12 protein-coding genes and 1 pseudogene are annotated in these 13,565 nt (G+C 70.4%); 9 read left to right on the plus strand and 4 right to left on the minus strand.

Going from position 1 to position 13,565, the window contains the following annotated elements; all coding sequences use genetic code 11:
• The first annotated feature begins 19 nt into the window (after nt 1–19).
• Nucleotides 20–748, plus strand: coding sequence for a hypothetical protein (locus tag ACIHAA_RS23645; protein ID WP_399820304.1), 729 nt, complete (start codon nt 20–22; stop codon nt 746–748).
• A gap of 203 nt (nt 749–951) precedes the next feature.
• A complete protein-coding gene (locus tag ACIHAA_RS23650) occupies nt 952–1,935 on the plus strand; it encodes an Ig-like domain-containing protein (RefSeq protein WP_399820306.1) in 984 nt (327 codons plus the stop codon).
• 172 nt (nt 1,936–2,107) lie between these two features.
• Here the strand turns inward: ACIHAA_RS23650 and ACIHAA_RS23655 are convergent, their stop codons facing one another.
• Entirely contained in the window at nt 2,108–2,374 is a 267-nt protein-coding gene (locus ACIHAA_RS23655; RefSeq protein WP_399820308.1) for a hypothetical protein, read from the minus strand.
• A gap of 478 nt (nt 2,375–2,852) precedes the next feature.
• Between ACIHAA_RS23655 and ACIHAA_RS23660 the strand changes: the two are divergent.
• A pseudogene (locus ACIHAA_RS23660) lies at nt 2,853–2,933 on the plus strand (IPT/TIG domain-containing protein); the annotation flags it as partial.
• Between the two features lie 76 nt (nt 2,934–3,009).
• Nucleotides 3,010–3,480: an IPT/TIG domain-containing protein gene (locus ACIHAA_RS23665; protein WP_399820535.1), complete on the plus strand. Its 471-nt coding sequence runs from the start codon at nt 3,010–3,012 to the stop codon at nt 3,478–3,480.
• Here the strand turns inward: ACIHAA_RS23665 and ACIHAA_RS23670 are convergent.
• The gene (locus tag ACIHAA_RS23670) at nt 3,372–3,941 is read right to left on the minus strand and encodes a PadR family transcriptional regulator (RefSeq protein WP_399820310.1); all 570 of its coding nucleotides are present in this window, start codon (nt 3,939–3,941) and stop codon (nt 3,372–3,374) included. The genes ACIHAA_RS23665 and ACIHAA_RS23670 overlap by 109 nt on opposite strands.
• Before the next feature lie 100 nt (nt 3,942–4,041).
• Here ACIHAA_RS23670 and ACIHAA_RS23675 point away from each other — a divergent pair, with 100 nt between their 5' ends.
• Nucleotides 4,042–4,473 carry a nuclear transport factor 2 family protein gene (locus tag ACIHAA_RS23675; RefSeq protein ID WP_399820313.1) on the plus strand — a complete coding sequence of 144 codons (432 nt, stop codon included), beginning with the start codon at nt 4,042–4,044 and terminating at the stop codon, nt 4,471–4,473.
• A 137-nt stretch (nt 4,474–4,610) separates the two neighbouring features.
• Here ACIHAA_RS23675 and ACIHAA_RS23680 read toward each other — a convergent pair whose 3' ends face one another.
• Nucleotides 4,611–5,210, minus strand: coding sequence for a TetR/AcrR family transcriptional regulator (locus ACIHAA_RS23680; RefSeq protein ID WP_399820315.1), 600 nt, complete (start codon nt 5,208–5,210; stop codon nt 4,611–4,613).
• Between the two features lie 134 nt (nt 5,211–5,344).
• Here ACIHAA_RS23680 and ACIHAA_RS23685 point away from each other — a divergent pair, with 134 nt between their 5' ends.
• The 4 genes from ACIHAA_RS23685 (at nt 5,345) to ACIHAA_RS23700 (ending at nt 12,155) form a co-directional block, all read left to right on the plus strand.
• Nucleotides 5,345–6,037 (plus strand): SDR family NAD(P)-dependent oxidoreductase, encoded by a 693-nt coding sequence (locus ACIHAA_RS23685; RefSeq protein WP_399820537.1) that lies wholly within the window; start codon nt 5,345–5,347, stop codon nt 6,035–6,037.
• A gap of 134 nt (nt 6,038–6,171) precedes the next feature.
• A complete protein-coding gene (locus ACIHAA_RS23690) occupies nt 6,172–7,152 on the plus strand; it encodes an alpha/beta fold hydrolase (protein ID WP_399820317.1) in 981 nt (326 codons plus the stop codon).
• 283 nt (nt 7,153–7,435) lie between these two features.
• The gene (locus ACIHAA_RS23695) at nt 7,436–10,384 is read left to right on the plus strand and encodes an AAA family ATPase (RefSeq protein ID WP_399820319.1); all 2,949 of its coding nucleotides are present in this window, start codon (nt 7,436–7,438) and stop codon (nt 10,382–10,384) included.
• 127 nt (nt 10,385–10,511) lie between these two features.
• Complete coding sequence (locus ACIHAA_RS23700) at nt 10,512–12,155, plus strand: protease pro-enzyme activation domain-containing protein (RefSeq protein WP_399820321.1); 1,644 nt, start codon at nt 10,512–10,514, stop codon at nt 12,153–12,155.
• Between the two features lie 293 nt (nt 12,156–12,448).
• Here ACIHAA_RS23700 and ACIHAA_RS23705 read toward each other — a convergent pair whose 3' ends face one another.
• Entirely contained in the window at nt 12,449–13,537 is a 1,089-nt protein-coding gene (locus ACIHAA_RS23705; protein WP_399820323.1) for an FAD-dependent monooxygenase, read from the minus strand.
• Nucleotides 13,538–13,565 lie beyond the last annotated feature (28 nt).

Below are 13,565 nucleotides of genomic sequence, written 5' to 3' on the forward strand. Positions count from 1 at the left end.
GACCTGCGACGATGAGGGGATGCGAAAGAGAGGCTGGATACGGGCCGCCGTCGGTGCAGCCTGCGGTGCCGCGCTGATGATGCCCCTCGCGGCTTGCGGTGGCCGGAGCTCCGGAGGCGACGACGCGCACCACGGGACGGACGGGGCGCCGCCTCACAAGACGGTTCTCACCCGGGTCCCCGGTGTCGGGGACCGGTTGTGGAAGCAGGTGCCGGACGACTCGCGCCAGGTCGTCGCGGTGTACGGAGCGGGCAAGGACTCCGCCGACTCCACGGTGACGGTCTTCACCAAGCACGGCTCCGTGTGGCAGCAGGAGCGGTCCTGGCAGGCGCACAACGGACGCAAGGGCTGGACGACGCAGCACCACGAGGATGATCTGCGCAGCCCGGTGGGTGTCTTCACCCTGAGCGACGCGGGCGGTGTACTCGCCGCGCCGGCGACCAAGCTGCCCTACACCCGGTCCGCGGCCTTCCAGGCCCCGCACACCTGGAAGAAGTCCTCCTGGCACGACTTCGACTACGTCATCGCCATCGACTACAACCGGGTCAGGGGCACCTCGCCCAATGACCCGACCAGGCCCGAGGGTCAGTCCAAGGGCGGGAACATCTGGCTGCACATGGACCATGGCAGCGGCACATCGGCGTGTATAAGCCAGTCCAAGTCCGCGATGGAGTACCTGCTGCGCGCCCTCGACCCCAAACTCCACCCCGTGGTGGTGATGGGAGACCGGGCCGCGCTGAAGGCCTGACGCACTGCATGCAGGGTTCCCCGCCCCTGCGTGCGACGGCGGGGAGACGACCAGGCCGTGTACCGGGTTGTCCTCAACCCAGCCATTCGCAGCCAGTTTTGAGACACGTTTTACACAACGCACGCAACTGGGTCCCGCACACTGGCTGTCTGACAGGGAGTCGGGCCTTTCGGGGCGGAAGAAGCGAGAGAGCGGGGCAGGTCGTGGGACGGCGCAAGGGCAGCAGCATAGGAATCGCACTCGTCACGGGGGCGATACTGGCGGGCGCGTGCGCGTGCGGCGGGGGCGACACATCCGGTGGGGACGACGCAAAGGCACCGGGCAAGTCCGCTACGAGTGCCTCCCCTTCGCCGACGAAGCCCGCGGGGCCGCCGATGCTGCTGGACTCGATCGCCCCGCAGACGGGGACCACGGCCGGTGTGGCCATGCCGATTTCGGTGGTCTTCACCAACCCGGTGGCGGCCAAGGCACGGGCCACGGTGGAGAAGCACCTGAAGGTGAGCGCCTCGCAGCCGGTGGTCGGTGCGTGGCACTGGTTCGGCGACAGGCGCGCCGACTGGCGGCCGAAGACGTACTGGCCCACCGGCACCAAGGTGAAGATCGACGCCGACCTCAAGGGCGTCACCAACGGCGACGGACGCTACGGCGTACGCGACTACACGCACACCTTCACGATCGGCGCCGATGTGCGTGCGGACGTCTCGGTGACCGGCCACACCATGAAGGTGACCCGGAACGGCACGCCGGTGCGCACCCTGTCCATCAACGCGGGCAGCGCCGAATACCCGACCTGGAACGGCGTCATGGCCGTCATCGACAAGCAGGAGAAGGTCCACATGACCTCCTGCAGCGTCGGCATAAGCTGCGACAAGAGCAGCCCCAACTACTACGACCTGACGCTGCCCTGGGACGTCCACCTGACCCAGTCCGGCACCTATGTGCACTTCTCCACCGGCGACCCCAACCCGGGCAGCGGCAGCGCCCGCGGCTCCCACGGATGCGTTCACCTGTCCCTGGCGGACGCCAAGTGGTTCTACAGCCAGGTCGAGCAGGGCGACCCCATCACCATCACCGGCTCTCCCCGCGCCAAGGCCTCGGCCGACAACGGCTACGCCGACTTCAACCTGGGCTGGGACGAGTGGCTCACGGGCAGCGCCTCCGGGCAGGAAACGACCGCGGCTCTGTGACGTACTGCCGCCCGGCCCGCTGCATTTCCTGATATCCGGCGGGCGGACGAATCCTTTCGCTTCTCACACGAGGAGCGAGGCCGGGATATGAAGTTCTGAGAATTCCGGGCCGGGAAGTGCTCTTCCCGGCCCGGAATCCATTCCGCTAAGCGGTCACAGCAGGCTCACCGATTCAGCGGGAGCACACGCGCTCGGCCGGGTGCCAAGTGCGCGTCCAGTAGCCCGCGTGCAGGTGGCCCTTGTGGTCGCGGTAGGCCCGGTGCCAGGTCCGCGTCCAGTGGCCGGGGACGACGTGGCAGTGGACGTGCCTCACCGGCTTGTGCTGCGCCGGCGCGAGAGAAGCGGCGGACGCGGTCCCGCTCGCGGTCAGTGCCGCACCGCCCGCAAGCGCGAGCGACGCCGTCCCGACCGCGATCCACCGCTTGATAACTCCCGTCATGGGAACTCCCTCCCTAACCCCCAATGAAAGAAACCCGGAAGGCGGCCAGGGGGATCGGATCCGCCGTACCGGGTGATTCACATCATGCCCCCACGACCACTCCGCGTCCCTGAATTAACGCCCGTCATTACCGAAATCTAAAAATGCCACACCCTCACAGAAAAAGCACAGCTATTTAATCCCGCATCAGAATTTCGAAAGCGCATACGAGGCGGACTCTCCCCCGCCCCTTGTCGCGGCGCTCGCCGCGAGCACGGAGCTCGCCGCGAGGCCCGTGAGCGCCACGCGGCGAACGCCCCAGGCCACAGGGAGCCCATGTAGCTCGTCCGGGTGAATTATTGGTCGCGGTATTGCCGGGCGTGGCAGACGGCTCGTATATCCCCAATTAGGAACGGGTCCTGAGCGCAAGCGGGCCGTTGCCGGTCCCGTCGAGTCAAGGGCCGGGGGCGCCCGGTACTCCCACAGACGGGAGGGTGCCATGCCGATCAGTCCGCATCAGGGTTCCACCGGCGGGGGCACTGCGGTGACGCTCACCGGGAGCAATCTCTCCGGTGCGACGCAGGTTCAGTTCAGGAGCAGAACTGGGGAGCACGGTCGTCGCCCCCACGATCGTGTCCGACACCCAGATCACCTGTGTGACCCCGGCCCAGGCGGCCGGTTCCATCACGCCCGGTGTCACCACCCGAGGTGGAACCTTCACGGGCGGCAGCTACACCTTCGTCAGTCCGCCGACGGCCACGGGCTTCAGCCCGATCACGGGAATTCCGGCCGGAGGCATTCTGGTCAACATCACGGGCACCTCGCTCTCCACCACGACCAGTGTGACGTTCGGTACGACGGCCGCCGCCTTCGCCGTCCTGTCCGCCACGAACGTCGCGGCGGTCGCCCCAACCACGCCTTGGGCGCCGTATCCATCTCACTCACCACCACCGGCGGGAGCGCCACCGCCCCGGGCACCTTCCTCCACGTCCTCTGACGTCGAGACGGCCGACGGCCGCTACTCGCGGGCCTGGGTCTGCCGCCTCTCCCGCAGGACCGTGATCGTGCGCTCGCACCAGTCGTGGTTGCCCTGTTCGAAGGCCAGACCTCGGAGGCACGTCAAGTAGGGGCCGACGCGGTGCCCGTGACGCAGGAACTCCTCTTCCGTACGCTCCCCGCGCATGGAGCGCAGCAGCTTGCCGAAGAGGTCGCTCTTGGACCGGGCGAAGGCGGCACGCTCGGTGAGCTGGGTGATCAGGGCTTCGGTGTCGATGCGGTCGGCTGCCTGCACCTTGACGAGCAGGTCGTCGCGGATGAACGAGGGCTTGGCGGATGCGGTCGCGAACTCCTCGAGTTCCGCCAGCCCCGCGTCGGTCACATGGAACAGGCGCTTGGTGGGACGTGTCTCCTGGACCACGGCCCGGCCCGCAATGAGCCCGTCCTTCTCCAGGCGGCTGAGTTCGGCGTAGAGCTGCTGCGGTTGGGCGTGCCAGAAGTTCGCCACACCGAGGTCGAACGACTTGGTCAGCTGGTAGCCACTGAGCTCTCCCTCAAGCAGTGCTGCCAGCACCGCGTGGCGTAGCGCCATCGGACTTCCTCCTTCATGCATGCCTCTGTCGCCGGACACAGCTCGCATGATAGTCAGGAAAATGAGTAATCACATCCATGACTAAAGAAGGCGAGCCCTCATGGACACCGCAGACCACTTCCGTGCCGCCGTCGACAACCGGGACCTGACGGCCCTGGACGAGCTCTTCACCGAGGACATCAGCTTCTACAGCCCCGTCAAGTTCGCCCCCTTCGAGGGCAAGCAGATGGTGCTCGGGCTGTTCGGAGTCCTGCTGCGCACCTTCTCGGACTTCCGTTACATCGGCAGCTACGCCGGCACCGCGAGCACCAGCGCCGATGACGCCTCCGGCCCGTCGGCGGTGCTGCTCTTCCGCGCCCGGGTGGGAGGCAAGGAGATCCACGGCATAGATCTGCTCCACTTCGACGACGACGGTCGGATCAAGGAGTTCACCGTCATGGTGCGTCCCCAGTCCGCCGTCCACGCCCTCGGGGAAGCGGTCTTGGCCGGTCTGGTCGCGGACGGCCTGGTACCCGCACCGGCCGGTCACTAGGCGACGCGCCCTGCCCGCCGCCACGCGCGACCTGAACCCTGCGCCCTGCTCCTCCGGCTCCCGGGGCTGAAGCAACTAGGCAGCGGGCGCGCGGTGCGGGTGGCGTGGGCGCGGTGCGGGTGGCGCGCCCCGGGCGCTCACTTCGAGCGGGGCCTGAGCAGATCCTCGACGAGGGTGTCCACCAGGTCGCCGGGGATGGGCGAACCCACCAGGGCGCGGTACAGCATCGGGCCGACCAGGGCGTCCATCGTGGCGTCGGGGCCCAGTCCGGGTGAGACCTCGCCTGCGTCCACGGCATGCACGAGCATGTCGCTCTCTTGCTGTCGGCGGGGAGCGAGATAGCGCTCCTGGAAGCTCCTGGCCGTTCCGGGATCGTGCTGCGCCTCGGCGATGAGTGCGAGCAGGACCTTGCCCGCGGTGTCGTCGGTGAGGAATTGGGCGAAGTCGCGCAGATAGCCGCGGATGCTGTCCGCGGTGGGCTCCTCCGTCGGGACGGGCAGGCGCTTGTTGCTGTCCTCGATGAGAGTGTCGAGGAGGATCTCGACCTTCGAGGGCCACCAGCGGTAGATCGTCTGCTTGGCGACACCGGCCCGGCGCGCGATCGCCTCGACGGTCAGGGCGCCGAAGCCATGCTCCACGAGCAGGTCGTCCGCGGCATGCAGCACGGCCAGCCGGGCGCCTTCGTCGCGCCGGTTGCCGGAGCGTGGCCTGCGGGGCTGAGAGCTGGCGGTGGGCATGCGAGAACCATACCCGGCGGATATCCCCAGGGCATTGTCTAGACGCGACGTCTCGTCTAACTTTGAGGTAGTCGTCATGCACGGAATGCAAGGAGTTGAACGTGTCGGCCCTGTCCACCCCCATGTCCACACCCATGTCCTCATCCGCACGCCGAGCACTCGTCCTTGGGGCCTCACGAGGGTTGGGACTCGTGCTCGCCGACGAACTCGCCCGGCGCGGTTGGCACGTCACGGCCACGGCGCGTCAGGAGGGCAGCGAGCTGGAGGCACGCGCCGACGCCTGGGACGGGCGGCTGAAGGTCGAGTCCTTGGAGATGACAAGCCCCGAGCAGTTGGCCGCCCTACGCGGCCGCCTGGAAGGCTGTCGGCTCGATCTGCTCTTCGTCAACGCCGCGATCGACCGGGGCAATCTGTCGATCGACGAAGTCCCGACCGACATGTTCACCGAAGTGATGATCACCAACACGTTGAGCCCGCTGCGTGCCCTCGAAACCCTCCGCGGACTCGTCGCGCCCGGCGGAACCGTCGCGGTCATGTCCTCGGAGCAGGGCAGCATCTCGCGCAACACCGAGGACGGCTATGAGCTGTACAAGGCCAGCAAGGCCGCGCTGAACCAGCTGATGCGCAGCTACGCCACCCGCCATGCCGACGACGGACACACCAAGTTGCTCATAGACCCTGGCCACAACCGGACCCGGCTCGGCGGAGCCGACGCACCCCTCCTCCCTCAGGAGAGCATCCCGGCCGTCGTCGACGTCCTCGAAGCACAAGTCGGCGCTCCCGGGCTCCAGTTCCTGGATCGCCATGGTGAGACCGTCCCGTGGTAGGACTCCGGTTTGCCGAACCGGCAAACGTGCTCGTCCTCCCGGCAGGGTCCCACGCATGATCGACGCTGAGCGGACGGAACGGCGGACAAGGGCCTGCCCGGCGCTCAGCAGACCGAAGGTCCTGGAGGAGTCACATGTCGCAGCATGCCGAGGAGTTCACGCACCACCTGGTCCCGACGCCCGGCGGGCGGATCCATCTCGTGGAGCAGGGGTCCGGGCCGCTGGTGCTGCTCGTCCATGGCTTCCCGGAGTCCTGGTACTCCTGGCGCCACCAGTTGCCGGTGCTCGCGGCGGCGGGGTACCGCGCGGTCGCCCTCGACGTCCGCGGCTACGGCCGCTCCTCGAAGCCCACCGCGACCGAGGCATACCGGATGCTCGACCTCGTGGAGGACAACGTCTCGGTGGTGCGCGCCCTGGGCGAGGAGTCCGCGGTGGTCATCGGCCACGACTGGGGCGCGACGATCGCCGCGAACTCGGCCCTGTTGCGGCCTGAGGTCTTCCGCGCGGTGGGGCTGCTGAGTGTCCCCTACACCCCGCGCGGCGGCCCCCGCCCCAGCGACCTCTTCCAACAGATGGGCGGGGACGAGGAGTTCTATGTCTCCTACTTCCAGCAGGCGGGACGAGCAGAGGCCGAGATCGAGCCCGAGGTACGCGGCTGGCTCGCGGGCTTCTACGCGGCGCTGTCCGCCGACACCATGGCCGCGCCCGGCGCCCCCGACCCGCACTTCGCCAGCAGGGGCGGCACGCTCCGGGAGCGGTTCTCGGCCGGGCGGCTGCCCGCCTGGCTCGGTGAGCGGGACCTCGACTTCTACGCCGGGGAGTTCGAGCGGAGCGGCATGACCGGCGCGCTCAACCGCTACCGCAACATGGACCGCGACTGGGAGGATCTCGCCTCCTTCGACGGTGCTCCCCTCCCCCAGCCGTCCCTGTTCATAAGCGGCTCCCAGGACGCCTCCACGACATGGCTGGCCGACGCGATCAAGGCGTACCCCGTCACCCTCCCGGGCCTGGTCTCCTCCCACATCCTCGACGGTTGCGGCCACTGGATCCAGCAGGAACGCCCCGCCGAGGTCAATCGCCTCCTCACCGAGTGGCTGGCCGCCCTGCCCGCCTGACGCAACAGCGGCTGCCGTCCCGGGCGCGGCAGCGCGGCGGCGCGGCGGTGTCCGACTTCTACGAGGGTCGCGCCGAAGTGCGTGCGCAGGGGGTGGCCGCGGGGACGCTTCGGTCCGTGGTCGCTGCGGGGCCGGGTGGACGGGCCGCGTGGCAGCAGTCATTGACAAGGCGAAACCGTGCGGGTTGTCATGTGCACATGATCAGTGGTCCCGGGGTCCGTGGCATGCGCTGTACCGATGGTTGCGCCTTCGGTGCCGGGTGTCACACGTCACCGTGCGGGGCGTGCACGACGACCGCGGGTGCCGTTTCCCGGGCGGAGGACGGGCGGCTGCGGTGGGCGGCCGGTCACTGACCGGGCACCGCGAGCTGCTCGACACCGCCCGGGCCGAGCTGACAGCCGGTCCCGGAGTGCTTTTCCACGGTCCTCCGGGGATCGGCAAGTCGACGCTCGTGGCGGCCCTGATGGCGTCCTCAGCGCATGCCTCGTCGGGTGGGACCGTGCTGTACTGCTCGCCCGCGGAGGACGATGCCCGGCTGCCGTTCGTCGGTCTCATCGATCTGTTCGCCGGGGTGCCGCAGAGCTGCCTGGACGCTCCCGCCCCCGAGCCCCGGGCAGCGCTGAGCGCAGCTCTGCTGCACGGCCCGGAACCGGCGGACGGGCGCAGCCGTCTCGCGGTGCGCGTCGCCGTCCTCGATGTGCTGCGCGCTCTGGCCGCGACCGGCCCTGTGGTGCTGGTCCTCGACGGCCTTCAGTGGCTCGATGAACTCACCGCCGAGGCGCTCGCCTTCGCCGTACGCCGCCTGGGCGGCCTGAACGTCCGCATGGTGGCCACCGAGCGGGTGTCGGACGGCGAGCAGCCCGAGCGGCTGCGCTCCTGCCCGCCGGGGGTCACCGAGCTTGCGGTTCCGCCGCTCACGGACCACGAGGTGGCTCGGATCGTGCGCGCCGACCTCGGTGGCGACCTGCCGCCGGACGTACTGCGGGCGATTCAGGACACGGCCGCCGGAAACCCTTTGTACGCCCTGGAGTTGGGGCGGGCAGCCCGGCAGGGTCCGGCATCCGTGGCCTTCGGCCCGACGCTGCCCGTACCCCGTAGACTGCGCACCCTGCTGCTGGACCGGGCGCGCACACTGCCGGAGGCGGTACGGCACACTCTCCTGCTCACGAGCACCGCCGCCCGGCCCAGCCTCGCGCTGCTGCGCGCCGCCGGGATCCCCGACCCCGCCGCGGGCCTGGCGGAGGCCGAACGGCTCGGCGTGGCGACGACCGTGGCAGGCGGGGTCATACGCTTCCGGCATCCGTTGGTGCGGGCCGCTGTCCATGCCGACGCTCCGGAGAGCAGCCGTCGGCAGGCGCACGCGCTGCTGGCCCAGGCGGTCGGCGAGCCTGTCGAGCGGGCCCGTCATCTCGCCTGCGCCCGCCCGTACGAGGACGAGGACACCGCCCGCGCGCTGATGTCCGCGGCACAGTACGCCCGGCGGGACGGCTCGTTCGACACCGCCTTCGAACTGGCCGGACTCGCCGCGCACCGCACCCCCGGCGACCGGCCCGCGGCCCGGGCCGACCGGCTGCTGGCCGCGGCCGAGTACGCGTGCGACGCCGGGCGGTTGAAGGAGGCGGCCGAGACCGCCGGTACCGTCCTCGCCGCATCGGCTTCGGCGCGCCTGCGGGTACGGGCCAGGCTGGTCCTGCTGCGCAGCGCCGGGCAGGCGCTGGAGGGCGCCCATGCATTGATCCGGGACGGCCTCCGGGACGCCGAGGGCGATCCGGAGGCCGAGGCGTGGCTGCATCACTGGGCGGCTGTGCGGGGTCTGCTGTGCGGGGAGTTGGAGGAAGCGGCCCGGGACGCCCGGCACGCGGCCCGGCAGGCGGCCGCGGCGGGTGACACGGAGACCCGGATCGGGGCGCTCGCCACTCTCGCCCGGGTGCTGTCCCTGGTCGGCGAACCGGCCGCGGCGGACCGTGCCCTGGAGGAGGCGCTCGCCCTGGCCGGGGGACCCGACTCCGGTCCGCAGAACTGGCGGCTGATCCGGATGCGGGCGATCCTCGCGCTGGACTCCGACAGGGTGACCGAGGCGCGGGAGCAGACCGTCGGACTCCTGGCCGCCATCGAAGACTTCGCGGGTGTCGAGGAGATGGTGGCGACCCTGGTGTCGCTGACCCGGATCCAGGTGCGGGCCGGACACTGCCGTGAGGCGCTGCACACCGCCGAGCGCTGCTCGCACGCCATGGCCCAGGCGGCTCCCGCACTGTACGCGGCCGCACTCGCGGCCACCGCGGGCGGCACCGCCGACGAGGCCAGACGGCTGGCCGAACAGGCGGTGCGTGCCTCGGAAGCCGACGGCGACCGGCTGTTCCTGCTGCGCGCCCTGGCCGTGCTCGGGCAGGCCGAACTGCTCACCGGCGACCCGCGGGGAGCGGCGGCCGCGGTCGAGGCGTTGCAGCGCGTCAGGGAACTCGCGGCTGCCCTGCGCGCCGCCGATCCGCCCGTGCTGCACTGGCACGCCGACCTGGCCGAGGCCCTGGTCGTGCTGGGCGAGACGGACGAGGCCGGGACCGTACTCCGCGAAGCCTGGGCTCGGGTGACCGGCGGTGTGCCCGAGAGTGTGCGGGCCGCTCTGGAGCGGGCGGAGGGGCTGCGGGAGGCGGCCGGCGGACGGGCGAAGGAGGGGGCGGCGCGGCTGCGCGCCGCCGTGGACCGGCTGCGTCGGCTCCCCCTGCCCGTCGAGTTGGTGCGCACCCTGATCGCGCTCGGCGCGGTCGAGCGACGCTCGCGCCGCCGGGGCGCGGCGCGGGAGGTGCTCGGTGAGGCGCTGGAGACCGCCACCCGGATCGGTGCGGCGCCGCTGGCCGCGCGGGCCCGTGACGAGCTGTCCCGGCTGGACGCCGGTGAACGCAGCGGTGAGGCGGGAGCGGGCAGGCTCGAACTCACGCCCACGGAGGCCAGGATCGCCGAGCTGGTCGGCGGCGGGGCCACCAACCGCGAGGTCGCCGCGAAGCTGTTCATCAGCGTCAAGACGGTGGAGGGAGCACTGTCGCGGGTCTACCGCAAGGTCGGGGTGCGTTCGCGCACCGCGCTCGCCCATGCGATGGCGGTCGCCCTCATCGCCTCCACGGCGGCTGTCGATCCGGGTGGCGGCGACGGCCAAGTGGGGCCTGTGGAGCAGTCCGTAACGGTCAGTCAGGCCGGCCGCCCGCAGGGACGCCGTACGTTCGACACACGTCGTTGACATGACATCGGGCGTTCATACGGAGCGCAAGGGTTCCCCCGCTTATGGGGGTGGGGCCGGGCTTTCTACGGTGAAGCCGTTCCGCTTCCGGAACAACTCCCCACTCCCCACTCCCCGGAGAAGCTCAGTGACATCACGTCTGAACATGCTCGGTCTGGCCGCCGCCACGGCCCTGGTCACCGCGACCGTCACCGCGGCCGTCCCCGCCGCCTACGCCGCGAACGCGCCCCAGCCGCACGCGACCCGTGCCGCCCTCGCCGGTGATGTGCTGCCGGGCCTGAAGCACAACGCGGCCCGCACCGGCAAGGTCGCGGCCGGACAGCGGATATCGGTGGCGATCAGCCTCACACCCAGAGGGGGCACGGCGCTCGACACCTTTGTCGCCGGGGTCAGCGACCCGCATTCGAGGTCCTACGGCCACTACCTGACGAAACGTCAGTTCGCGGCCCGCTTCGGCCGGACCGACGCGGAGATCAAGCGGCTCAAGGGCTACCTGCGCGACCAGGGCCTGACCGTCGGCACCGTCCACTCGGGCAACCTGCTGGTCGATGCCAGCGGCACCGCCGCCCAGCTGGAGAGGGCGTTCGGCACCAAGCTGTCGACCTGGAAGGACGCCAGGACGGGCCGTTCCTTCTACGCCAACGACAGCGCGCCGACGCTGCCCCGTGCCGTCGCCTCCCTCGTCAGCGACGTGGCGGGCCTCAACAACCGTGTCCAACTGCACCACCAGGCGACGCCGTCCACCGTCACGCCGCACAACGGCCCGGGAGGCGGGTACACACCGGCTCAACTCAAGGGCGGATACAACGTCTCCGGCGCGTACAACGGCAGCGGTCAGAAGATCGCGCTGATCGAGTTCGACGGCTTCCAGCAGTCCAACATCACCGCGTACGACAAGTATTACGGCCTGGGGTCGCCCAACCCGACCGTGAAGAAGGTGGACGACGGCTCCGGTTCGCTCGGCGACGGCCAGGTCGAGGTCGAGCTGGACATCGAGGTCCTGCACGCCATCGCCCCGAAGGCGAACGTTACCGTCTTCGAGGCCCCCAACTCCGACACCGGGGAGGTCGACACCTACCAGGCCATCGTGGACAGCGGCACGCCCACCACCTCGATCAGCTGGGGCGCCGCCGAGAGTGCCCGCACCACCTCCAACATCAACGCGGTCGACGCCGTCTTCAAGGCGGGCGCCGCCCAGGGCCTCGGCTTCTACGCGGCCGCCGGCGACGACGGCTCCGACGACGCGGGCGACGGCGGTACCGCCGTCGACTACCCGGCCAGCGACCCGTACGTCACCGGTGTCGGCGGCACCAAGCTGACCGTCACCTCGTCCAACGCCTGGAGCAAGGAGGTGGCCTGGTCGGGAGGCGGCGGCGGCAAGTCCTCCGTCTTCAAGATCCCCAGCTGGCAGACCGCGGTGCAGAAGAGCGCGGGCGGCGGGTACCGCCAGGTGCCGGACGTCTCGGCCCACGCCAACCCCACCCCCGGCGTGTCGATCTACTCGCAGGGCTCCTGGGGATCGGTCGGCGGGACCAGCGCGGCCGCGCCCGAGTGGGCGGCGTTCGCCGCGCTGTACAACCAGCAGGCCACGGCGGCCGGCAAGGCCGGTCTCGGATTTGCCAACCCGGCCCTCTACTCGGCGAACGGCACCGGCTTCCACGACATCACCAGCGGCAGCAACGGCGCCTACTCCGCGGGCACGGGCTGGGACTTCACCACCGGCTGGGGCTCGTACAACGCCGCGACGCTGGCGAGCAAGCTGCTCGGCTGACGACAGGCGGCTGATGACCGGCGGGGCGCGGGGGGGGGGGGGGGCCCCGCCCCCCCCCCCCCGGGGGGGGGGGGGGGGGGGGCGCCCCCGGCCGCCGCGACCCCCCCGGCGCGGGGGCCTACCAGGCGGCGGGGCGGCCCCCGGGGGGCTGCGCCCGGGGGGGGGGGGGGGGGGGTGGGCCCCCCGCCCCGCGTCTCCGTAGGGTGGGTGGGGGAGCTGGAGCCCCGGGCCGCCGGTCACGGACTGCGTGCGGAGCGTCGGCCCTCTCTGCCGTCCGGCGCTGGAAGGGCGGTTCAGCCGCTCATCGAATCGACCGGGTGGTTGATCTCCTCGGTCGGCTGGAGCAGAGTCTCCAGGTTCCTGCGGGCAATCTGCCTGCGGAATTCGCCTTCGTAGGAGGGGTCACCGGAGTTGTGGATCGTCTCGGTCATCCACACCGCGGCTGCTTGACGCTTCCATGTGTAGCTCAGGCAGATGTCGGAGTAGCTGTCGAGTAGGCTCGGATCTCCCCTGCCGATCCAGTGGACCACCGCGCGGGCAAGCACATCGGCGTCGTGCAGGGCAAGGCTCATTCCCTGTGCGGTCATCGGGGAAATCAGATGGGCCGCATCACCGAGAAGGCAGAGCCTGCCACAACGCATCGGGCTGAACACCTCACCGCGGAGCGGCACGACCTGCTTGCTCGTGATCGGGCCCCTGTTCTTCACGGGTTCGCCGAAACGGGCCTCCAGTTCGTCCCAGATGCGCTCGTCCGGCCATTGTTCGACGGTGTCGGTGAGCGGGCACTGCACGTAGAGGCGACTCGTACTCGGGCCGCGTGTGATCTGCGCGGCGAAGCCGCGGGAGTGCACGGCCAGCACCGCCGGGGGATCCGCCGGTACCTCCGTCATGGCGCTCAGCCAGGCGTACCCGAACTCGTGGGTGTAGCAGGTGAGGGCATTCTCCGGAATGGCTGTCCTGCTGACGCCGCGACAGCCGTCGCTGCCCGCGACGACGTCGCACCCGAGCACCGTCGTCGAGCCGGACGCGTCCCGGTAGCGAACCCGGGGACGATCGGTGTCGAGGTCTTCCAGCGAGACGTCTTCGGCTCCGAAGCGAAGGTCACCGCCGTCGCGGAGGAAGACCCTGATGAGGTTGCGGACGAGGATCTGCTGTGGGCAGTACGCACCATCGACGTCGTCCTCGTCGTCATTGCCGTCATCGTCGGCCTTCCACTGCCTCCTTTCTCCGTCGACCAGCATCGGCAGTCCCGCGTCGGAGGAACCGTGGGCCTGACCTTCCACGACCTCACCCAGCCCCCACTGGTGCAGTACGCGCACCCCGTCGGCATCGAAGAACAGGTGGTGTTCGGCGGCTTGGTGGGGAAGAGAGCCGCCGGACACCACCGTGCCCGCCGACCACAGGCGTCGG

It is taken from the genome of Streptomyces sp. NPDC052040 (genome assembly GCF_044548405.1).
In the GTDB taxonomy this organism is placed as follows: domain Bacteria; phylum Actinomycetota; class Actinomycetes; order Streptomycetales; family Streptomycetaceae; genus Streptomyces.

Coding starts and splice junctions, on each gene's coding strand:
- ACIHAA_RS23645 (WP_399820304.1), top strand. CDS start 20: ATGCGAAAGAGAGGCTGGATACGGGCCGCCGTCGGTGCAGCCTGCGGT.
- ACIHAA_RS23655 (WP_399820308.1), bottom strand. CDS start 2,374: ATGACGGGAGTTATCAAGCGGTGGATCGCGGTCGGGACGGCGTCGCTC.
- ACIHAA_RS23670 (WP_399820310.1), bottom strand. CDS start 3,941: ATGGCGCTACGCCACGCGGTGCTGGCAGCACTGCTTGAGGGAGAGCTC.
- ACIHAA_RS23675 (WP_399820313.1), top strand. CDS start 4,042: ATGGACACCGCAGACCACTTCCGTGCCGCCGTCGACAACCGGGACCTG.
- ACIHAA_RS23680 (WP_399820315.1), bottom strand. CDS start 5,210: ATGCCCACCGCCAGCTCTCAGCCCCGCAGGCCACGCTCCGGCAACCGG.
- ACIHAA_RS23685 (WP_399820537.1), top strand. CDS start 5,345: ATGTCCTCATCCGCACGCCGAGCACTCGTCCTTGGGGCCTCACGAGGG.
- ACIHAA_RS23690 (WP_399820317.1), top strand. CDS start 6,172: ATGTCGCAGCATGCCGAGGAGTTCACGCACCACCTGGTCCCGACGCCC.